This is a genomic window from Polaromonas sp. P1_F2 (genome assembly GCF_056405735.1).
In genome coordinates, this window is the sequence record NZ_JBFUBN010000006.1 from 244,623 (window position 1) to 265,291 (window position 20,669).

The window sequence follows — 20,669 nt, forward strand, 5'->3', positions numbered from 1 at the left end:
CTTCCCCGGCGCCCATCAGCCTGTCTTATGGCTGCAACAATTGCATGCGCAAGCGGCATAAATAGCCGCTTTGGCCGGAAACCAGCCCCTCATTGAGTCTTTGCGCTCCTGGGCCGCAGGCATACTTGCAGCACGTGGAAAATAACACCCAGTCCCTTTTTGCCGCCCAGGCGCTCGAATCCCCCTGCGCCCTGGCCGCCGCGCTGGCGCCGCATGCGGCAGCCGGCCATTTCGACGAGTTGCGGGGCCGTGTCTCCGAAGGCCCCGCGCCCGTGGAAGCAGCCTCGCCCGCCCAGCCCGTGCTGCGTGCAGCCGGCAGCGCCCCTGAAGCCGCCGCACCCCAACCCGAAGCCGCCGCCACCGATGACAGCCTGTCGCCCGACTGGACGCGCTTTTTCAACTTCCTGGGCACCGACGGGTTTTACGACCTGAACCACCGCACCGCCAACCTGCGCCGCCAGATCCGCGACAACGGCGTGACCTACAACGTCTACGCCGACGCCAACGGCCCGCAGCGGCCCTGGGCTCTGGACCTCTTCCCCATGATGGTCTCGGCCGGCGACTGGGCGCAGATCGAGGCCGGCATCCAGCAACGCGCCCGCCTGCTGGACCGCGTCATGGCCGACATCTACGGCCCGCAGGAACTGCTTTCCAAGGGCCTCTTGCCCAGCGCGCTGGTGCATGCCCACCCGGGCTACCTGCGCGGCATGCAGGGCGTGCAGCCGGCTGGCGGCACCTACCTTCACATTGCAGCCTTCGACATCGCCCACGGCCCCGACGGCCGCTGGTCGGTGGTCTCGCAGCGCACGCAGGCGCCTTCCGGCCTGGGCTACCTGCTGGAAAACCGCCTCACCATCTCGCTGCTGTTCCCCGAGGCCTTCCGCGAAATGCAAGTCGAGCGCCTGGGCGCTTCGTACAAGGCGCTGGTCGACGGCCTCAAGGCCATGAGCCCGGCCGACGGCAGCGAGGAAAGCCGCGTGGTGCTGCTGACCCCGGGGCCTTACAACGAAACCTATTTCGAGCACGCCTACCTCGCGCGCTTCCTGGGCCTGACGCTGGTCGAGGGCAGCGACCTGCTGGTGCGCGACGACAGGCTTTACCTGAAGACCCTGCGCGGCCTGGAGCCCGTGCACGGGCTGCTCAAGCGCCTGGACGACGAATTCCTCGACCCGCTGGAGCTGCGGTCCGATTCCACGCTGGGCGTGCCCGGCCTGCTGCAGGTGATACGCGCGGGCAATGTGCTGGTGGTCAACACGCCGGGCTCGGCTTTCCTTGAATCCAGCGCGCTGCTGGGCTTTCTGCCGGCGCTGTCGGAACACCTGCTCGGCGAAACGCTGGCCTTGCCCTCGCTGGCCACCTGGTGGTGCGGCGAGCAGGCCGTCATGCAGGACGTGCTCGGTCAGCTCAAGAACTGCGTGATCAAGCCGACCTACCCCGGCTCGGGCATGGAGTCCGTCATAGGCCACACGCTGTCGCGCCGCGCGCTGGACGAATGGGCAGGCCGCATCGTGCGCCGCGGCGAAGACTACACGGTGCAGGCCTACCTGCCGCTGCCGCAGACCCCCACCTGGCAGGGTGAGCGGATTTCCCCGCGCTCGGCCATGCTGCGCGTCTTCGCCGTGGCCGACGGCAAGGGTTCCTGGCAGGTGCTGCCGGGCGGCCTGGCGCGGCTGGCCGGCAAGAACGAAAACATGTCCTCCATGCAGCACGGCGGCAGCAGCGCCGACGTGTGGGTGCTGGGCGATCCTCTCGCGGCCAGGGCCGGGCATGCCGCCCCGCGCGCCGAGCAGCCCGCGCCGGCCTGGGCCGCGGCGCCGCTGCGCCATCGCCCGCCGGTCACCAGCCGCGCGGCCGAAAATCTTTTCTGGCTGGGCCGTTACACCGAGCGCGCCGAAAACTCCACGCGCCTGGCGCAGATCACGCTGCAATGCCTGGGCGGCGAGGACCAGACCTCGCAGCCGCTGCTGGCCTGGCTGACCAGCATGGCCGTCGGCAATGCGCTGGTGCTCGACAGCGTGCCGCCGGCCACGCAGGCGCGCCGGGTCTTCGAACGCGCCTTGATCGCCAACCTGGCCGACACCGAACAGGCCGCCAGCGTGGGCTACAACCTGCGCGCGCTCAAGAGCGCGGCTTCGGCCGTGCGCGAGCGCCTGTCGCAGGAGCAGTGGCACATGATCGTGCGCACCGAGGCCGATTTTTTCCAGCGCTGCTCGATTTTCAGCAGCGTGGGCCAAAGCCAGACGCAAAGCCAGGGCGGACAGAGCCAGCAGCAGACCAGCCAGTACCTGCTTGAATACTCATCGGTCGAGGCGCTGCGCGCGCTCGAATCGGCGAGCGGTTTCCTCTCGGCCATGACGGGCGCGCAGACCGACCGCATGACGCGCGACGATGGCTGGCGCCTGCTCAGCATGGGCCGGCTCATCGAGCGGCTCAACACCCTGGCGGGCGCGCTGGTGCGCGGTTTTGAAACCGGTTCGGTGTTCGAGGAGGGCGGCTTCAACGCCATGGTGGCGCTGTTCGACAGCACCATCACCTTCCACGCGCAATACCAGCAACGCCGCGACATCCCGGCCCTGCTCGATTTACTGGTACTTGACCGCGACAACCCGCGCTCGCTGGGCTGGGTGGTGCAGACCCTGCGCGGCCGCCTGGCCAAGCTGGCCGGCAGCGCGCCGGGCGACATGCCAGAGCTCGCGATGGAACTGCCCGATCCCGGCAGCTGGGCCCTGGCCGACCTGTGCGCGGACATGCAGACCGAAGGTGACGGCGAAGGCCACTGCCATGACGGCCGCCTGGTCGAGCTGCTGCGGCAATGCTGCGATGCCGCGCTGGACCTGTCGGACACGCTGAGCCGCCGCTACTTCAGCCACGCGGCCTCCGGTAGCCAGAGCCTGGGCGCCTGAGCGGAGTCATCCCATGCTGCTGCACGTCGTCCACGAAACCCGCTACCGCTATGCGCCGGCGGTGGAAAATGCCCACCACGTGGTGCACCTCAAGCCCGCCAGCAGCAACGGCCAGAGCCTGCTGAGCTATGCGCTGCATGTCGATCCGGCGCCCGTGCAGTTGCGCGAAACCGTGGACGTCTACGGCAACACGCGCAGCTATTTTTCGCTGCAGGCCGCGCATGAAAGCCTGACCGTGGTGGCCGATAGCGTGGTCTCCACTTCGGCCCTCAACCCGCTGCAGTCCGAGGCCTCGCTGGCCGGTGGCCAGGCGGCGTCGCCGCCCTGGGAGCAGGTGCGCGAGCAGTTCCGCTACCGCGCCGGCGCGGCCTACGACAGCGCCTCCGAATTCCTGTTTGCCTCGCCTTATGTGCCGCGCGACGAGGCCTTCGTCGAATTCGCCCGCCCCAGCTTCCTGCCGGGCCGGCCGCTGCCCGAAGCCGCGCGCGATCTGATGGAGCGCATCCACCACACCATGGCCTATGAGAGCGAAAGCACCGAGGTCAACACGCCGGCGCTCGAGGCGCTCAAACAGGGCAAAGGCGTGTGCCAGGACTTCGCCCACATCATGGTGGCCTGCTGCCGCGCCATGGGCCTGCCGGCGCGTTATGTGAGCGGCTATCTGCTGACCAGCCCGCCGCCCGGTCAGCCGCGCCTGGTCGGCAGCGACGCCTCGCATGCCTGGGCTTCGGTCTACTGCCCGGGCCTGGGCACCTGGCTGGATTTCGACCCCACCAACAACCGCGCGCCGGGCGAAGACTACGTCACGCTGGCCACAGGCCGCGACTTCCTCGACGTCTCGCCCATGCGCGGCGTGATACGCGGCGGCGCGCAGCACATCCTCGACGTGGCCGTGACGGTGGAGCCGCTGCCTGAGACCGAAGCCCAGTCCCTTACGACGGGGAACTGAGCGCGGCGTCACCCAGCAGAGAGCCCTCGGGCAGGCTGCCCACCAGCCGGCGCCGGCACAGGCCGACAAACTCCTGCGCCGCGCCCGACTGGGCCTGCAGCGGCTTGAAGGCCAGCAAGGCGCGAAACGACACATCGGCCGCCAGCGGCACGCTGCGCAGGCCCAGCGCCAGGTATTCACGCGCCACCAGCGGATTCGTCACGGCCAGCCCGGCGCCGGCCAGCACCAGCGCGCATTGCGTCGCGCTGTACGGCGTTTCAATCACAAAGCGCGCCTGCACGCCGGCCTGCGCGAGTGCCGCTTCCAGGCGCCGCTGCGCCGGGTCGGACGCCGACAGGCCCACCAGCGGCACCTCCTGCAGGTCCTGCGGATGCAGCAGCTGCTTGCGCGCCAGCGGATGGGCGGCCGGCATGATGCAGACGGCGGGCGCCTGGTAGAACAGCGAAGATACCAGGCCACTGGTGTCGGCCTCGTCGCCCAGGAAAGCCAGGTCCACCGCGCCCTGGAACAGCGCCTCGCGCAAGACCTTGGAGCTGTCGACCAGCAGCAGGCAGCGCGTGCGCGGGTAGCTGCGCTGGAATTCGGCCAAAGCCCAGGGCATGACGCTGGCGGCCATGGCGTGCAGCGAACCTATGCGCAGCACGGTGTCTTCATGCGACTGCAGCGCCACGATTTTTCGCTGCACGGCCTCCAGGCCTTCGTAGACCCTCTCCACCTCTTCCATCAGCGCATGGGCTTCGGGCGTGGGCGTGAGCTTGCCTTTGGGCCGGTCAAACAGCTTGAGGCCGGCGCGCGCCTCCAGCTGCTGCAGCAGCTGCGTGACCGCCGGCTGGCTCACATGCAGGGCCGCCGCCGCGCGGTTGGCCGTGCCCAGGCGCATGACCATGCGGAACACTTCGATCTGGCGTGCGCTGGCTTCGGCCATGGCGGCTCCTTATAAGTTTTACTTATTCTAAATCGCCATCAAGTGCCGCACGGGAATGCCAGGCCTTCATACCATTGGCCGCATGAACTCCCTCGTTTCCGAAGCCCTCGCGGGACCGCCCATCGTGGTCCGCAACCCGCAACTGTCCGGGCTGCACTGTATCCACTGCGCCCGGGAATACCCCCTGCAGGACTTGCCAGCCGGCTGCCCGCATTGCGCGGCGGCGGGCATGCCCGCGAGCCTGGAGGCAGTCTATGCCGAACTGCCCAAAACCCTCAAATCCGCCAGCGCGGGTTATAAGTGGGGCGGCTGGCTGCCCTACACCCAAGGCGTTTCCCTGGGCGAAGGCGACACGCCCTGCCTGGACCTGCCGCGCCTGGCACGCGCTTTCGGCCTGCGGCAACTCTCGGCCAAGCATGAGGGCATGAACCCCACGGGCTCGCACAAAGACCGCATGTCGGCCCAGGCCGTGAGCCGCGCGCTGGAGGTGGGCGCGCAAACCGTGGTGTTGGCTTCCAGCGGCAACGCGGCGGTGTCGGCCGCGGTTTATTGCGCAGCCGCCGGCCTGGCCTGCGAAGTCGCCACCTATCACGACATGCCGGAGCCCTATGCGCGCGCGCTGCACCGGCTGGGCGCCAAACGCCTGAGCTTCGAGCGCGGTTTCGGCCGCTGGGAACATTTGCGCCGCCGCGTCGAGCAGGACGGAGCCTTCGCGCTGACCAACTACAGCGTGCCCGCCGTCGGCAGTCCGGCCTTCGGTGTCGAAGGCTACCGCGCGGTGGCGCTCGAATGTGTGGCCGACGGCTGCATTCCCGACCATGTGCTGGTGCCCACGGCGCGCGGCGATTTGCTTTGGGGGCTTTACAGCGGATTTCGCGACCTGCTGCAGGCCGGGCTGGTCGCGCGCATGCCGCGCCTCTGGGCGGTCGAGCCTTTCCCGCGCCTTGCCCGCGTGCTGGGCGGCGAATCGCCGCAGTCCGAATTCGCCGGCAGCACCGCGCAGTTTTCCATAGCGGGCAGCACCGTCACCTTGCAGCAGGCGCTGGCCGTGAAACGCTCGGGCGGCGGCGCGGTCGTGGTCGACGATGCCGCCGCCGTGGAAGGCAGCAGGCAACTGGGCGCGCAAGGCCTGTGGGTGGAGCTGTGCGCGGGCGCCTGCCTGGGCGCGCTGGCGCAGTTGCGCGCACGCGGCGAAATCGCGCCTTCCGAACACGCCCTGCTGCTGCTGACCGCCAAGGGCGACCGCGACACCTTCGAAGCCTTGCCTTGACCTCCCCAATTCCCACGACTCCCCTGAACTCCCCCCAGACCGCAAAGGATTTCCCCATGAAGACCCGACTGCTCACCACCCTGCTTTTGGCCGGCGCCGCCTTGATCAGCGCAAGCGCCCACGCCGCCTACCCCGACAAGCCCCTGCGCCTCATCGTGCCCTGGGCGCCCGGCGGCAGCACGGACGCGATCGCGCGCGCCATCGCACAGCGCATGGGCGAGACCATGGGCCAGACCGTGGTGGTGGACAACCGCTCCGGCGCCTCGGGCCGCATAGGCACCGAGGCCGCGGCCAAGGCTGCGCCCGACGGCTACACCTTCGCCATCGTCGAGTTGCCGCATGCGATCGCGCCGGCCGTGTTCAACAAGATGCCTTATGACCTGCTGCGCGACTTCACGCCGGTTTCCATGGTCGGCACCTCACCGCTGATGCTGTTCGCCGGCCCGCAATACAAGAACGGCGACATCAAGGGCTTCCTCAAAACCCACCGTAACAGCAAGGTGCCGCTGGCCCTGGCCCACAGCGGCAACGGCTCCATCAGCCACCTGTCGAGCGAGCTGTTCTCCACCGCCACCGGGATCAAGGTCAACGCGATTCCCTACCGCGGCTCTGCGCCCGCGCTCACCGACGTCGCGGCCGGCCAGGTGGATGCGCATTTCGCCACGCTGGCGAGCGCCAGCTCACTGTTGGGCGCGAACAGGATTTCGGCCCTGATGGTGACCGGCAACACGCGCCTGGCCTCGCTGCCCGACGTTCCCACCGCGCGCGAAGCCGGCATGGAAGGCATGCAGTTCAACCAGTGGTGGGCTCTGGTGGCGCCGGCCACCACGCCCATCGAGATCGTCGAGCGGTTGCGCAACGAAGCCGTCGCGGCACTGGCTCACCCGTCGACGCGCGAGCGGCTCACCACGCTGGGCATAGACCTCAAGGGTTCGAGCCGCGACGAGTTGCGCGCCTTCATGCGCAGCGAAGTGGACCGCTGGGGCGCCGTGGTGCGCAAGGCCGGCATCAAGCCTGAATAAACCAGCCCCGCTGCATCACTTCCTTTCATGCCGCTACAGGCCCGCCCCCTGGCGGGCCCGCCCTACAATTCCCTGCACACCCCGCCTGCGGGAACCGCCTTCAACCAAAGGGAAACACCATGAGCGCCTACGACAAGCTGAAAGCACTGAACATCACCCTGCCCCCCGTGGCAATCCCCGTCGCGGCCTACCTGCCCTTTGTGCAGACCGGCAAGCTGGTGTTCCTGAGCGGCCACATCGCCAAGAAAGACGGCAAGCCCCTGGTCGGCCAGCTCGGCAAAAACATGACGACCGAAGAAGGCAAGGCGGCAGCGCGCTCGGTCGCCATCGACCTGATGGGCACGCTGGAAGCCGCCGTCGGCCTGGGCAAGGTCAAACGCATCGTCAAGCTCATGAGCCTGGTCAACTCGACCGGCGAGTACACCGAACAGCACCTGGTGACCAACGGCGCGAGCGAATTGTTCGCCGAGATCTTCGGCGATGCCGGCAAGCACGCGCGCAGTGCGTTTGGCGTAGCGCAGGTGCCCATGGGCGCTTGTGTGGAGATCGATCTGGTCGCTGAAGTCGAGTGAATACCACCCCCGCTGACACGCGCACTCAGCCATTGTTCGATTTCGAATTCCAAGCCCGATTCGCATGACGCTCCCGACGCGCTCGTCCGCGAGGACCGTGACGACGCCGCTGGAAGCGCTGGCAGTCACCGCCATATGCTTCGGCATTTCGATCTACGCCTCGCTACAGGCCGTTGCGAGCAACTTCCCGGTCTCCACGGGAGCTTTCTCCGATTCCGGATTTATCTGGCTGGTTTGCATTGAACTCACACTGGGCGCCGTGGCGCTCGGCTTTCTCCATGCCCGGCGCTATGCGGTCGCCAGTCTGGTCCCGGCGCCTACGGCCAAGGGTGCCGTAGCCGGCATCGGGCTCTATTTTGTGATCTGGTGTGTTTACCTTGTGCTGCTCACACCCTTTGCCGCCGACCCGCAAGAGCAGCCTGTGGCGCTGATGGTGCAGGACGCGAGGCTGACCTTGCCGGTGGTCATCATGCTGGCCATGGTGAACGGCGTTTACGAGGAAATATTCCTGCTGGGTTTTCTTCTGAACGGCCTGCGCGGCTACGGGCTTTCAATCGCGCTGGGCGCCATGCTGCTGGTCCGGGTGCTCTGCCATCTGTACCAAGGGCCGATGGGCGCACTGTCCATCCTGTTTTTCGGTCTTGTATTGGGCCTGTACTACATTCGCTACCAGCTTCTCTGGCCGCCGGTTTTCGCGCATATCCTCGGGGACATCGTGCCATTTCTTGGCAGCCTGCAATAGACCCGGGCCCCGATCATCGGGCAGCCCTTGTTTTCCCCTGCGCGCCGCAGGGTGGTCGGCCCGCCGCGACGGGACCGGCGACAAGGGGACCTATGATCCGAGTGTCCCGGCCATTTCGCCGGGGCAGCGTTCTCAGGGCGGGGTGAAATTCCCCACCGGCGGTGTTTGCAGGCAACTGCATCAGCCCGCGAGCGCCCGGCTTTCCTCACGGCAGGCCGGGGTCAGCAGATTCGGTTCAACTCCGAAGCCGACGGTCACAGTCCGGATGAAAGAGAGCGCGATGCAAACGGCTGTGCCGTGGGCGCCTGCGCGCCCCCGGCTGGCCGCAGGCTCGTGCGCCCTGATTCTGGTAATACCTACAGAGGCCACCCATGAGTCAGACAAACAGTTCAGTTGCTTCCCCTTCCGCCATCCATTCCGGTGGCGCTCCCAAGGCGCGTTTCGCCTTTATCCAGTCGTCCTGGCACGAAGACATCGTGGACCAGGGGCGCGGCGCCTTCCTGGCTGAAATGGCCAGGCAGGGCGTGGGCCCTGAATCCATAGACACGTTTGAGGTGCCGGGCGCCTTCGAGATCCCGCTACACGCCAAAAAACTCGCGCAGTCGGGCCGCTATGCGGGCGTGGTCTGCTGTGGGCTGGTGGTGGACGGCGGCATCTACCGCCACGAGTTCGTCGCCGATGCGGTGATCAGCGCACTGATGGGCATACAGCTGGAGACCGGCGTGCCGGTGTTTTCGGCGGTGCTGACGCCACAGCATTTCCACGAACACGAGGAGCACCGCCAGTTCTTCACCGCGCACTTCCTGACCAAGGGCAAGGAAGTGGCGCAGGCCTGCCTGGAGACGGTGGCGGGCCTGAAGAAGCTCGAGTCGCTGCTGGCGGCCTGAGGCCGGCGCCCGCCCCCTCAAGGGAAGCGGGCGTCGCCCTTATTCGACGCGGGCAATGCCGCTAGGCTTGAAGCCCAGGTCGGCGGCCTTGCCCTTGCGGGCACGTGCCGCGCGGGCGTTGTTCAGCGTGCGGATCTCCAGCGTTTCCTCGCGTGCCTTGCCGCCGCGGCCTATGCCTTCGATCTTGACGCTGCGGGTGTAGGCAGCCGCACCGGCCAGGGTGTCTTTGGCTTCGAGGTCTATCAGCATCAGGCCGCGCCCGCCGGCCGCCTGCATTTTCAGCTCGCCGATTTCAAAAGTCAGGATGCGGCCGCCGGTGGATGCGCAGGCCACGTGCGTGGCGGGCACCATCGGCGCCGTGCCGCTGTTGAAGGCGGCGTGCGACGGCCTGCAGATGGTTTCGCCTTCGGCACAGCTGATGAAGGCCTTGCCGGCCTTGAGGCGCGACGTCATGTTCTCGACCGTCGCGAGGAAGCCGTAGCCGCCGCTGGCGCTGAGCAGCAGCGCGGCATTGGAGGGGCCGGCGAAGTAATGCACCAGCTGCGTGCCGGATTCGAGGTCGATCAGGGTGGTGAGCGGCTGGCCGTCGCCGCGCGCGCCGGGCAGCACGGACACCGGCACCGAATAAATGCGGCCGCGCGAACCGAAGGCCAGCAGCGTGTCGATCGTGCGGCATTCAAAGGTGCCGTAGAGCCCGTCGCCGGACTTGAAGGCAAAGCCCGCCGGGTCATGGCCGTGGCCGCTGCGCGCGCGCACCCAGCCCCTGTCGCTGATGACCACGGTCACCGGCTCGTCCAGCACCTTGACTTCGAGCACGGCTTTTTTCTCGGCCTGGATCAGGGTGCGGCGCGCATCGGCGAACTGCTTGGCGTCGGCCTCGATTTCCTTGATCAGCAGGCGCTTGAGCGCCGCCGGGCTGCCGAGGATTTCCTCGAGCCTGCCCTGCTCTTCGCGCAGGTTTTTGAGGTCTTGCTCGATCTTGATGGCTTCAAGCCGCGCGAGCTGGCGCAGGCGGATTTCAAGAATGTCTTCGGCCTGGATTTCACTGAGCTTGAAGCGCGCAATCAGCGCAAGCTTGGGCTCGTCCGACTGGCGGATGATGGCGATCACTTCATCGATGTTGAGCAGCACCAGCTGCCGCCCTTCGAGGATGTGGATGCGGGCCAGCACCTTGTCGAGCCGGTGCTGCGAACGCCTCTGCACCGTGGTCTGGCGGAATTCGATCCACTCCGTCAGCATCTGGCGCAGGTTTTTCTGCGTCGGCTTGCCGTCCAGCCCGACCATGGTCAGGTTGATGGGCGCCGAACTTTCCAGGCTGGTGTTGGCCAGCAGGGTGTTGATGAGTTCGGACTGGCTGATCTTGCTGGTCTTGGGCTCGAACACCAGGCGCACGGCGGCGTCCTTGCTGGACTCGTCGCGCACCACGTCGAGCACGGCCAGGATGGTCTGCTTGAGCTGCACCTGGTCCTGGCTCAGGGCTTTTTTGCCGGCCTTGATCTTCGGGTTGGTGATCTCTTCGATTTCTTCAAGCACACGCTGGGTGCTGACACCGGGCGGCAGTTCCTGCACCACCAGCTGCCACTGGCCGCGCGCCAGTTCTTCGATCTTCCAGCGCGCGCGCACCTTGAGCGAGCCGCGGCCGGTGCTGTAGGCTGCCGCGATTTCGGCGTGGCTGGAGATGATTTGCCCGCCGCCCGGATAGTCCGGCCCGGCGATCAGCGTGAACAGTTCTTCATCGCTGAGCTTGGGCGTCTTGATGAGGGCCACGCAGGCGTCGGCCACCTCGCGCAGGTTGTGGCTGGGGATTTCGGTGGCCAGGCCGACGGCAATGCCGCTGGCGCCGTTGAGCAGGGTGAAGGGCAGGCGCGCGGGCAACTGGCGGGGTTCTTCAAAGGAGCCGTCGTAGTTGGGCACGAAGTCGACCGTGCCCTCATCCAGCTCGTCGAGCAGCAGCGTGGTGATGCGCGCCAGCCGCGCCTCGGTGTAGCGCATGGCCGCCGCGCCGTCGCCGTCGCGCGAACCGAAATTGCCCTGGCCGTCGACCAGCGGGTAGCGCTGGCTGAAGTCCTGGGCCATGCGCACCATGGCGTCGTAAGCCGCCTGGTCGCCGTGCGGATGGTATTTGCCGAGCACGTCGCCGACCACGCGGGCGCTCTTGACCGGTTTGGCCCCGCTGGCGCCGTTGGTGCCGCCGAAGCCCAGGCCCATGCGCGACATGCTGAAGAGAATGCGGCGCTGCACCGGTTTCTGGCCGTCGCAGACGTCGGGCAGGGCCCGGCCCTTGACGACGCTCAGCGCGTACTCAAGGTAAGCCCGCTGCGCGTACGCGGCCAGCGAATCCTGGTCGGCGGGTTCGGGAATGGGGGCGACTGCGTCCGGTGTGAAAAGATCATCCATCGTGATTTGGCTTGGGCTGGGTCAGGTTATGCCGGGCCGGTGCGCACAGGCGCGGCCGGTACAGGATTATGGAAAGAAAAAAGAGAGGAGCCGCTTTCAGGCTGCCGGGCTTGCCGGCGAAACTCCGGGTGCATGGGCGTCAGTTCCGCTCGGGTGGGGCCTCTGGCGTGGCGGTGGACGCGACCGTGGTCGGCACCATGTTGCTGCGGCCCGTGGCGCCGCCCATCATCTCCATGCGCACCCGGCCGCCGCTGGCGCTCATCATGCTGGGCGGCTTGAGGTGGTTGTAGAGCTGCATCACGGTTTTGACGTAGTTTTTGGTCTCGGGGTAGTTGGGGATTTTGTTGCCCGCGCGCTGCACGGCGCCTTCGCCGGCGTTGTAGGCGGCGATCGCCAGCTCGAGCTGGCCCGGGAACATGGCGATCAAGTCGCTAAGGTAGCTGGAACCGGCCCGGATGTTGGTCTTGGGGTCGGTGAGCTTTTTGTGGACCGTGGAATCCTTGCTGGCCCGCACGCCATAGCGCTCGGCCGTGGGCGGGATCAGCTGCATCAGCCCGACTGCGCCCTTGGGCGAGACGGCCTGGGTGTTGAAGCCCGACTCGGTGGCGATCAGCGCCTGCAGCAGTTCGTAGTCGATGCCGTGCGTGACGGAGGCTTCGCGCAGCAAGTGCTTGACGGCCTTGTAATTGGGCGAAACGTCGAAGTAGGCCAATAGCTTGGGCGGCGCGGCGGCCACGCCGGTGGCGCGATTGGCGCCGCTGCCGACCGCCTTGCCGCTTCGGCCCACGTTGTCGCCGGCGCTGAAGCTTTCGCTGCCGCGGAAAAAGAGTTCATAGCGGTCGTCCAGCCGCACCGCCGAAAAATGCGCGATGCCGTCCTTGTCCACATAGCCCCAGATGTCGGCGTGGGCGGGAGAGGTGAACAGCGCTGCCAGGCCCATGACCATCAGGGGCAGGCCCAGCGCGCGCGCGGGCCGCCGCAGAAAGGATAAAAAAGTCTCAGGCTTCATCAAATATCAATCTCCACGGCATCGCCGTGCAACTCCATCAGTTCGCGGCGGGCCGCAGCTTCGCCCTTGCCCATCAGTTTGGTGATCAGGCTCTCGGTTTGCCCGAAATCCTGGTTGCCCAGTTGCACGGGCAACAAACGGCGGGTATCCGGATTGAGTGTGGTTTCCCACAGTTGTTCCGCACTCATTTCACCCAGGCCCTTGAAGCGGCTGATGCTCCAGGCGCCTTCGCGCACCCCGTCCTTGCGCAATTTATCCAATATGGCGGTCAACTCGCCTTCGTCAAGGGCATAGACCTTGGACGCCGGCTTTTTGCCCCGCGCGGGCGCATCGACCCGGAAAAGCGGCGGCCGCGCGACATACACATTACCCGATTCAATCAATTTGGGGAAATGGCGGAAAAACAGCGTGAGCAGCAGCACCTGGATGTGGGAGCCGTCGACGTCGGCATCGCTCAGGATGCAGACCTTGCCGTAGCGCAGGCCGCTGAGGTCGGGCGTGTCGTTCGGGCCGTGCGGGTCGACACCGATGGCGACCGCGATGTCATGGATTTCGGTGTTGGCGAACAGGCGGTCGCGCTCGACCTCCCAGGTATTGAGCACCTTGCCGCGCAGCGGCAGGATGGCCTGGCTTTCCTTGTCGCGACCCATTTTGGCGCTGCCGCCGGCAGAATCACCCTCGACCAGGAAGACTTCGTTGTGGGCCAGGTCGCGGCTTTCGCAATCGGTCAGCTTGCCGGGCAGCACGGCCACGCCCGAGCCCTTGCGTTTTTCGACCTTCTGGCCGGCCTTCTGGCGGGTTTGCGCGGCCTTGATGGCGAGTTCGGCCAGCTTGCGGCCGTAGTCGACGTGCTGGTTGAGCCACAGTTCCAGCGTCGGACGTACAAAGCTGGACACCAGCCGCACGGCGTCGCGGGAATTGAGGCGCTCCTTGATCTGGCCCTGGAACTGCGGGTCCAGCACCTTGGCGCTCAAGACGTAACTGGCGCGGGCGAAAACGTCCTCGGGCAGCAGCTTGACACCCTTGGGCAATAGCGAATGCAGGTCGATAAAACTCTTGACGGCGTTGAAGAGGCCGTCGCGCAGGCCGCTTTCGTGGGTGCCGCCGGCGCTGGTGGGGATCAGGTTGACGTAGCTTTCGCGCACCGGCTGGCCGTCTTCGGTGAAGGCCACGCACCACTGAGCGCCCTCGCCTTCGGCGAAGCTGTCGTGCTGGGAATCGGCAAAACCTTCACCTTCGAACATCGGGATGACGGGGTCACCGTTCAGCGTCTGCATCAGGTAGTCGCGCAGGCCGCCTTTATAAGACCAGGTCTGGGTGTCTTTGGTCTTCTCGTTGGTCAGCGTGACGGTGACGCCGGGCATGAGCACGGCCTTGCTGCGCAGCAGGTGCGTGAGCTCGGCCATGGGCAGCGCGGCCGACTCGAAGTATTTGGCGTCGGGCCAGGCGCGCACGGTGGTGCCGGTCTTGCGATCGCCTTCGCCGTTTTTGCGCAGGTGCAGCTTTTCGATGACGTCGCCGCCCGAAAACACCAGGCGGGCCACCATACCTTCGCGGTAGGACGTGACCTCCAGCCGTTTGGACAGCGCGTTCGTCACGCTGACGCCCACGCCGTGCAGGCCGCCCGAGAAACTGTAGGCGCCGCCCTTGCCCTTGTCGAACTTGCCGCCGGCGTGCAGCCGGGTGTAAACGATCTCGATGACCGGCACCTGTTCTTCCGGGTGCAGGCCGAAGGGAATGCCGCGGCCGTCGTCGTCGACGCTGACGGAGCCGTCGGTATGCAGCGTGACCTTGATCTTCTTGCCGTGGCCGGCCAGGGCCTCGTCGGCGGAGTTGTCCAGCACTTCCTGGATGACGTGCAGGGGGTTGTCGGTGCGGGTGTACATGCCCGGGCGCTGCTTGACGGGCTCCAGGCCCTTGAGCACGCGGATCGAGCCTTCGGAATATTCGGTGGGTAGTTTGTCGGCCATGGCAGATGAAAGAATTGCCGCAATTGTAGTCCGGGCCGGGAAAGTTACTGTACAAACATACAGTCCACCCGATTCGGGCGCGGGAACGAAGGGCGGGCGCGGCAGTGTTTCGCCATTTTCGTTACAGTCGGCGGAGAGCTTTCCTGCCGTCCCAGGCCTTTCCTTTTTCGCCGCTCACGGCGACCGCCCATGACCACCGACACCAAAAAACTTTCCATGCTGCAGGTCCTGATCTGCGGCGCCACCATCGTCACGCTGTCCATGGGCATTCGCCACGGCTTCGGGCTGTGGCTGCAGCCCATCACCCAAGCCCAGGGCTGGACGCGCGAAACCTTTGCCTTCGCGCTGGCCGTGCAAAACCTGTCCTGGGGCGTGTTCGGCATCTTCGCCGGCATGGCGGCCGACCGCTTCGGCGCTTTCCGCGTGATCGTGGGCGGCGCCCTGCTGTACGGACTGGGCCTGGTGGGCATGGCGCTGTCGCCTACGGGTTTCCTGTTCACCATGACGGCCGGGGTGCTGATAGGCGCCGCGCAGGCCGGCACCACCTATGCCGTCATCTACGGCGTGATAGGCCGCAACATTTCGGCGGAAAAACGCTCGTGGGCCATGGGCGTGGCCGCGGCGGCGGGCTCCTTCGGCCAGTTCCTGATGGTGCCGGTCGAAGGCCTGCTGATCAGCGGCCTGGGCTGGAAAGAGGCCCTGCTGGTGCTCAGCGGCGCCGTGCTGCTGATCGCGCCGCTGGCGCTGGGCTTGCGTGAAGGCGGGTTTACCGGTGGCCAGCCCGCCAAACGTGAGCAGACCATCGCCCAGGCGCTGCGCGAAGCCTTCAAGTACCCGAGCTTCCAGCTGCTGATGGCGGGCTACTTCGTCTGCGGCTTCCAGGTGGTGTTCATCGGCGTGCACATGCCCAGCTACCTCAAGGACAAGGGCCTGTCGCCCCAGGTGGCCAGCTATGCGCTGGCGCTGATCGGGCTGTTCAATGTCTTCGGCACCTACATCGCCGGCTCGCTGGGCCAAAAAATCGCCAAGCGGAAAATCCTGGCGACGATTTACCTCTCTCGCGCGGTGGTGATCGCCGTGTTCATCGCGGCGCCCCTGAGCCCGCTGAGCGTCTACATCTTCGCCAGCCTGATGGGCTTGCTGTGGCTGTCGACCATCCCGCCGACCAACGCCGTGGTGGCGCAGATTTTCGGCATCCAGCATCTGTCGATGCTGGGCGGCTTCATCTTCTTCAGCCACCAGATCGGCTCCTTCCTGGGGGTCTGGCTGGGCGGCTATTTATATGACCGCACCGGCAGCTACGACATCGTCTGGTACATCGCCATCGCGCTCGGCGTGTTTGCCGCCCTGGTGAACCTGCCGGTGCGCGAAGCGCCGATAGCACGCGCCGGCGTGCCGCAAGGAGCCTGAGATGGCCAAAAAAGCCGGCCTGTGGGCGCTCGCGGTCATCGCGTCGCTGGGGGTGTTTGCCCTCTACACACGGCCGGAATTTCTTCTCACACTCGCAAATCAGATCTGGGCCTGCTTTTAAGGCTTGCCCGGCGGTTTTTCGAGTGACGGGCGCGCGCCCCAAAAGACGGGAAGAGGACACCATGAAAACCATCATCATCACCGGCGCCTCCGACGGCATAGGTGCCGAAATGGCGCGGCAACTGGCCAAAACGCATGGCGCCGGGGTCGCGCTGGTGCTGGCGGCGCGCAATGAAACGCTGCTTGACGAGGTCGCGCACCAATGCGCCGCGCACGGCGCGCAGACCCTGATCGTCAAGACCGACGTGTCCATCGAGGCCCAATGCCGCCACCTGGTGGATGCCACCATCGGGCGCTTCGGGCACATCGACGCCCTGGTCAACAACGCCGGCATGTCGGCGCAGGCGCTATTCGAGGACGTCAAGGCCCAGGACCTGGGCTGGTATGAGCAGCTGATGCGCATCAACCTCTGGGGCAGCGTCTGGTGCACCCACGCCGCCCTGCCCCACCTGAAGCTGCGCCACGGCAGCATCGTGGCCGTTTCCAGCCTGGCCGGGCTGATCGGCGTGCCGGGCCGCACGGCCTACAGCGCCACCAAATTCGCCATGGTGGGATTTTTTGAGGCGCTGCGCGCCGAAATGAAGGGCGCCGGGGTCAGCGTGACCACCGCCTACCCGGGTGTGGTCGCCACGCACATCCGCCACCGCGGCTTCAATGCGGCGGGCGTGGCCGCTGGCTCCAGCGGGCTCAAAGAAGACGACGCGATGAGCGTGGAAGAATGCGCCCGGCTGATCCTGCAAGGCATGGAGCGCCGCGACCGCGAGGTCGTCATGACGGCCAAGGGCAAGCTGGGCCGCTGGCTCAAGCTGATCGCGCCGGGCCGGGTCGAGTCCATGGCGCTGGCCGCGCTCAAGGACGACGTGAAACCCCTCTAATATGAGCAGCATTCCGCACGGCATGGAGCAGCCCTCCGCCTGGGTGCAGCGCTGGTCGCACTTGGTGCGCGAGCGCGGCGTGGTGCTGGACGTCGCCTGCGGCTACGGCCGCCATGCCCGCTGGTTTCACCAGCGAAACCACCCTGTGGTCCTGGTGGACCGCTCGCAGGAAGCCGTGGACGCCATCGCCGACGCCATCCCCGCCTCCGCCCACGAGGCCGTGGTGGCCGACATTGAAGCCGGCCCCTGGCCTTTCGCGGGCCGGCAATTCGACGCGATTGTCGTGACCAACTACCTGTGGCGCCCCCTGCTGCCCACGCTGCTGGCCGCCCTGGCGCCCGGCGGGGTGCTGATTTACGAAACTTTTACGCAAGGCAATGAGACGGTGAGCAAGCCCTCCCGGCCGGATTTTTTGCTGCGCACCGGCGAATTGCTGGAAACCTGCCGGGGGCTGCGGGTGGTGGCCTTCGAGGAGGGTTTCCATGAGAGCCCGCCGCGGTTTGTCCAGCGCATTGCCGCGGTCCGCGAAGCTCCCGCAACTGCGGGTTTGCCCGCCCCGCCGCGCTATGGACTGCCCTAGGCTCTGGGTAGAATGCAGGATTGGCCGTTTTGGGCCGGCCTGGCGGTATTCCGGCCAGTCCCCTTCCCAAGCTCCCGGCCGCGAACGTTTACAAACAAAGCATGAAACCCATTACTGGCAGCATCGTTGCACTGGCAACACCCTTGCATGATGACGGCAGCGTAGATTACCCAACCTTGCGCAAACTGGTGGACTGGCACATCGCCGAAGGCACGGACTGCATAGGCGTGGTCGGCACCACCGGCGAATCCCCGACCGTCAATGTTGAAGAGCACTGCGAAATCATCCGCGTCTCGGTGGAACAAGCGAAAAAGCGCGTGCCCATCATGGCCGGCTGCGGCGCCAACTCCACCGCCGAGGCGATCGAGCTCGCCCGCTTCGCCAAGCAGGTGGGCGCCGACTGCCAGCTGCAGGTTGTCCCCTATTACAACAAACCCACGCAGGAAGGCCAGTACCGGCACTTCAAGGCGATCGCCGAAGCCGTCGGCGACCTGCCCACCGTGCTGTACAACGTGCCCGGCCGCAGCGTGGCCGATATGGCGCATGCCACCGTGCTGCGCCTGGCCCAGGTGCCCGGCATCGTCGGCATCAAGGAAGCCACCGGCAACATCGAGCGCGCGCAGTGGCTGATCAAGGAAGTACCCAAGGGCTTTGCGGTGTATTCGGGCGACGACCCAACCGCCGTGGCACTCATGCTCTGCGGCGGCCAGGGCAACGTCAGCGTGACGGCCAACGTGGCGCCCCGGCTCATGCACGAGCTGTGCGTGGCCGCCGTGGCGGGCGACACCCGCCGCGCCATGGAACTGCAGCTCAAGCTGCTGCCGCTGCACAGAAACCTGTTTATCGAAGCCAACCCGATTCCCGTCAAATGGGCCATGGCCCGGATGGGTCTTTGCGGCGGCACCTTGCGGCTGCCGATGACGCCGCTGGAGACATCGAACGAAGCGGCCGTGGAAAGCGCCCTGCGCGCCTGCGGCCTGGTTTGATTTGCCTGATCTGATTTTTAAGGGAACCCAAGTGAAGATATCGCCAACACGTCCTGCATTTTCAAAAGCCCGGAGCGCCGCAGCTGTATCCGCGCTGCTGGCTCTCGGCCTGCTCGCCGGCTGCTCCTCCCTCAGGGATGTGATGGACGGCGAACGCGTCGATTACAAATCCAGCGGCGCCAAGGGCTCTTCTCTGGACATCCCCCCCGACCTGACCCAGCTCAGCCGCGACACCCGCTATGTGGTACCCGGCACGGCGGTCTCCGCCAACAGCTACCAGGTGGGCCTGCCCACGCAGGCTGTGCAGACGGCCGCCGCCACTGTCGGCGACGTGCGCATCGAGCGCGCGGGCAGCCAGCGCTGGCTGGTCGTGAACCGGCCCGCCGACAAACTCTGGGGCCCTGTGCGCGATTTCTGGCTTGAAAGCGGTTTCCTGCTCGCGCAGGACCAGGAAAACCTCGGCATCATGGAAACCGACTTCGCGGAAAACCGCGCCAAGCTGCCGCAGGACTTCATCCGCAGCGCGCTGGGCAAGGTCTTCGACAGCCTGTATTCCACCGGCGAACGCGACAAGTTCCGCACGCGCCTGGAGCGCCGCCCCGACGGCGGCACCGAGATTTACGTGAGCCATCGCGGCATGATTGAAGTGATCACCGGTGGAAAGACCGGCAACGCCGCGTCGGGTGACAGCACGGTCTGGCAGCCCCGTCCCGCCGACCCGGAACTCGAAGCTGAATTTCTGCGCCGCATGATGGTCAAGCTGGGCGTGACGCAAGAGCAGTCCAGGGCCCTGGTGGCCGCGGGCGTCGCCAAGCAGACTTCGCGCATCGCCACGGTGAACAACGTGCCAGTCGTGCAAATCGACGAAGGCTTTGAACGCGCCTGGCGCCGGGTCGGCCTGGCGCTAGACCGCACGGGCTTCACGGTCGAAGATCGCGACCGCAGCCAGGGCACCTACTTCGTGCGCTACGTCGAACCCGTCGCCAACAAGACCGAACCCGGCTTCTTCAGCAAGCTGTTCAGCGGCTCGCCGGCCGCCACGCCGCCCCTGAAATACCGCATCGCCGTCAAGAGCCAGGGCGAAAGCACCACGGTGTCCGTCCTCAATGCCCAGGGCGCCGCAGAATCATCGGCAAACGCCCAGCGCATCGTGCAGGTGATTGCCGACGACCTGAAGTAATCCGGGCCTGCCGCCCGACCGCCCACGCCGCGAATTGCCACGCCCATGTTGAGGTTCAAAAGCCTGGGCAGCGGCAGTTCGGGCAATGCCGCCGTCGTCGAAGCAATGGGAATCGCGCCTTCGCGGGTTCTCGTCGACTGCGGGCTGGGCCTCAAGCATTTGCTCTATCGGCTCGGCGAGGCCGAACTGCAGCCTGAGGACATACATGCCGTGTTCGTCACGCATGAACACGGCGACCATATCGGCTGCGCCCGCTCGCTCGCCCTGCGCTACCGCATCCCGGTCTGGATGAGCCACGGCACATATACCGCCATCGGGGCGCCGGATTTTGACGGCCTGCTGCACATCGCGCGCGACGGCAAAACCATCGAAGTGGGAGGCCTGCAACTGACGCCTTTCACGGTGCCCCACGATGCCAGGGAGCCCTTGCAGCTCAGCTGCACCGACGGCTCGGCCAAGCTGGGCATCCTGACCGACCTGGGCCACGCCACGGCGCATGTCATGTCGCACCTCATGGCATGCGACGCCCTGATGCTGGAGTGCAACCATGACACCGAAATGCTGGCGCAATCGTCGTATCCGCCTTTTTTAAAGCGGCGCGTGGGCGGCCAGTACGGCCACCTCTCCAATGCCGCGGCGGTGGAGATTGCCCGTGGCCTCATTCATGGGCGGTTCAGGCACCTGGTGGCCGCGCACCTGAGCGCGCAGAACAACCGGCCGGCGCTGGTGCAGGCGCTGATGGCCGAAGCGCTGTCTTGCGGCGCGGATGACATCGTGGTCGCAAAACCCGACACCGGGACACCCTGGCTTTCGCTTTGAGCTGGTTGCGAGACGCCCGAAGGAAAAAGCAGCGGCCATAAAAAAGCCGCCTT

17 protein-coding genes and 1 riboswitch are annotated in these 20,669 nt (G+C 66.3%); of the genes, 13 read left to right on the top strand and 4 right to left on the bottom strand.

The window, feature by feature from the left end; genetic code table 11:
- Window positions 1-134: 134 nt before the first annotated feature.
- Together AC1D0O_RS14450 and AC1D0O_RS14455 are read left to right on the top strand one after the other, a co-directional pair.
- Window positions 135-2,903 (top strand): circularly permuted type 2 ATP-grasp protein, encoded by a 2,769-nt coding sequence (locus AC1D0O_RS14450; protein ID WP_477654192.1) that lies wholly within the window; start codon window positions 135-137, stop codon window positions 2,901-2,903.
- A 13-nt stretch (window positions 2,904-2,916) separates the two neighbouring features.
- Complete coding sequence (locus tag AC1D0O_RS14455) at window positions 2,917-3,852, top strand: transglutaminase family protein (RefSeq protein ID WP_477654193.1); 936 nt, start codon at window positions 2,917-2,919, stop codon at window positions 3,850-3,852.
- On the opposite strand, the gene AC1D0O_RS14460 is transcribed toward AC1D0O_RS14455, so the two are convergent.
- The gene (locus AC1D0O_RS14460) at window positions 3,836-4,777 is read right to left on the bottom strand and encodes a LysR substrate-binding domain-containing protein (RefSeq protein ID WP_436155194.1); all 942 of its coding nucleotides are present in this window, start codon (window positions 4,775-4,777) and stop codon (window positions 3,836-3,838) included. The genes AC1D0O_RS14455 and AC1D0O_RS14460 overlap by 17 nt on opposite strands.
- Before the next feature lie 82 nt (window positions 4,778-4,859).
- Between AC1D0O_RS14460 and AC1D0O_RS14465 the strand changes: the two genes are divergently transcribed.
- The 5 genes from AC1D0O_RS14465 (at window position 4,860) to AC1D0O_RS14485 (ending at window position 9,270) form a co-directional block, all read left to right on the top strand.
- Window positions 4,860-6,047, top strand: coding sequence for a pyridoxal-phosphate dependent enzyme (locus AC1D0O_RS14465; RefSeq protein ID WP_477654194.1), 1,188 nt, complete (start codon window positions 4,860-4,862; stop codon window positions 6,045-6,047).
- Window positions 6,048-6,103: 56 nt separating this feature from the next.
- A complete protein-coding gene (locus AC1D0O_RS14470; protein WP_477654195.1) occupies window positions 6,104-7,069 on the top strand; it encodes a tripartite tricarboxylate transporter substrate binding protein in 966 nt (321 codons plus the stop codon).
- Window positions 7,070-7,188: 119 nt separating this feature from the next.
- Window positions 7,189-7,641 carry a RidA family protein gene (locus tag AC1D0O_RS14475; protein WP_477654196.1) on the top strand — a complete coding sequence of 151 codons (453 nt, stop codon included), beginning with the start codon at window positions 7,189-7,191 and terminating at the stop codon, window positions 7,639-7,641.
- Window positions 7,642-7,705: 64 nt separating this feature from the next.
- On the top strand, window positions 7,706-8,383 hold the full coding sequence (locus AC1D0O_RS14480; protein ID WP_477654197.1) for a CPBP family intramembrane glutamic endopeptidase: 678 nt from the start codon (window positions 7,706-7,708) through the stop codon (window positions 8,381-8,383).
- 124 nt (window positions 8,384-8,507) lie between these two features.
- Window positions 8,508-8,664: riboswitch (FMN riboswitch) on the top strand.
- Window positions 8,665-8,754: 90 nt separating this feature from the next.
- Window positions 8,755-9,270: a 6,7-dimethyl-8-ribityllumazine synthase gene (locus AC1D0O_RS14485; protein ID WP_477654198.1), complete on the top strand. Its 516-nt coding sequence runs from the start codon at window positions 8,755-8,757 to the stop codon at window positions 9,268-9,270.
- 39 nt (window positions 9,271-9,309) lie between these two features.
- On the opposite strand, the gene parC is transcribed toward AC1D0O_RS14485, so the two are convergent.
- The 3 genes from parC to AC1D0O_RS14500 form a co-directional block, all read right to left on the bottom strand.
- The gene (gene parC, locus AC1D0O_RS14490; RefSeq protein ID WP_477654199.1) at window positions 9,310-11,667 is read right to left on the bottom strand and encodes a DNA topoisomerase IV subunit A; all 2,358 of its coding nucleotides are present in this window, start codon (window positions 11,665-11,667) and stop codon (window positions 9,310-9,312) included.
- 139 nt (window positions 11,668-11,806) lie between these two features.
- On the bottom strand, window positions 11,807-12,676 hold the full coding sequence (locus tag AC1D0O_RS14495; protein ID WP_477654200.1) for a lytic transglycosylase domain-containing protein: 870 nt from the start codon (window positions 12,674-12,676) through the stop codon (window positions 11,807-11,809).
- Entirely contained in the window at window positions 12,676-14,646 is a 1,971-nt protein-coding gene (locus AC1D0O_RS14500; protein ID WP_477654201.1) for a DNA topoisomerase IV subunit B, read from the bottom strand. Before AC1D0O_RS14500 ends, AC1D0O_RS14495 begins: the two co-directional genes overlap by 1 nt.
- A 189-nt stretch (window positions 14,647-14,835) precedes the next feature.
- Between AC1D0O_RS14500 and AC1D0O_RS14505 the strand changes: the two genes are divergently transcribed.
- From AC1D0O_RS14505 to AC1D0O_RS14530, 6 genes are all read left to right on the top strand, one after another.
- A complete protein-coding gene (locus AC1D0O_RS14505; RefSeq protein WP_477654202.1) occupies window positions 14,836-16,056 on the top strand; it encodes an MFS transporter in 1,221 nt (406 codons plus the stop codon).
- Window positions 16,057-16,238: 182 nt separating this feature from the next.
- Window positions 16,239-17,051: an SDR family oxidoreductase gene (locus AC1D0O_RS14510; protein WP_477654203.1), complete on the top strand. Its 813-nt coding sequence runs from the start codon at window positions 16,239-16,241 to the stop codon at window positions 17,049-17,051.
- A gap of 1 nt (window position 17,052) precedes the next feature.
- Window positions 17,053-17,631: a class I SAM-dependent methyltransferase gene (locus tag AC1D0O_RS14515; protein WP_477654204.1), complete on the top strand. Its 579-nt coding sequence runs from the start codon at window positions 17,053-17,055 to the stop codon at window positions 17,629-17,631.
- A 101-nt stretch (window positions 17,632-17,732) separates the two neighbouring features.
- Window positions 17,733-18,617 carry a 4-hydroxy-tetrahydrodipicolinate synthase gene (dapA, locus tag AC1D0O_RS14520; protein WP_477654205.1) on the top strand — a complete coding sequence of 295 codons (885 nt, stop codon included), beginning with the start codon at window positions 17,733-17,735 and terminating at the stop codon, window positions 18,615-18,617.
- A 31-nt stretch (window positions 18,618-18,648) separates the two neighbouring features.
- Window positions 18,649-19,797 carry an outer membrane protein assembly factor BamC gene (gene bamC / locus AC1D0O_RS14525; RefSeq protein WP_477654206.1) on the top strand — a complete coding sequence of 383 codons (1,149 nt, stop codon included), beginning with the start codon at window positions 18,649-18,651 and terminating at the stop codon, window positions 19,795-19,797.
- Window positions 19,798-19,842: 45 nt separating this feature from the next.
- Window positions 19,843-20,616: an MBL fold metallo-hydrolase gene (locus AC1D0O_RS14530; RefSeq protein WP_477654207.1), complete on the top strand. Its 774-nt coding sequence runs from the start codon at window positions 19,843-19,845 to the stop codon at window positions 20,614-20,616.
- Window positions 20,617-20,669 lie beyond the last annotated feature (53 nt).